Raw genomic sequence first — 376 nt, forward strand, 5'->3', positions numbered from 1 at the left:
GGCGATCTGCGCGGCGAAGCGCGTCAGCTCGTCGACCCCGTCGGCGAGGTGCACGGTGCCGGCCCGGGACGCCGCCTCGGCCTGCCAGGGCACGGGTCCGTCGAGCGCCCAGTCGACCTTGAAGGTGGCGAAGTCCCACTGGAACCGGCGCAGGTCGTCCAGGAGCTGCGCGGGCAGGTGCTCGGGGTCCACGAGGCCGCCGTACAGCGCGGGCACCGACACGTCCGCCAGCACCGCCCTGTGGGCCGGCACCGCGTCGCCCGCCGCCGTACGGACACCGACGGCCCGTCCGGCGCGGACGACGACCTCCGCCACCCGTTGCCCGCACCGGACCCGCCCACCGAGTGTCTCGAGACGCCGGGTGAGGGCCTCGGTC

General features: G+C 76.3%; 1 protein-coding gene. It reads right to left on the reverse strand.

All coding sequences use genetic code 11. The annotated features are described in order from the left end of the window. The coding region (locus tag IF54_RS0139055) for a phytoene desaturase family protein (RefSeq protein WP_420791007.1) at positions 1 to 376 on the reverse strand (376 nt) is incomplete at both ends.

The sequence above is a fragment of the Streptomyces sp. NRRL B-3229 genome, from assembly GCF_000719505.1.
GTDB lineage: Bacteria > Actinomycetota > Actinomycetes > Streptomycetales > Streptomycetaceae > Streptomyces > Streptomyces griseorubiginosus.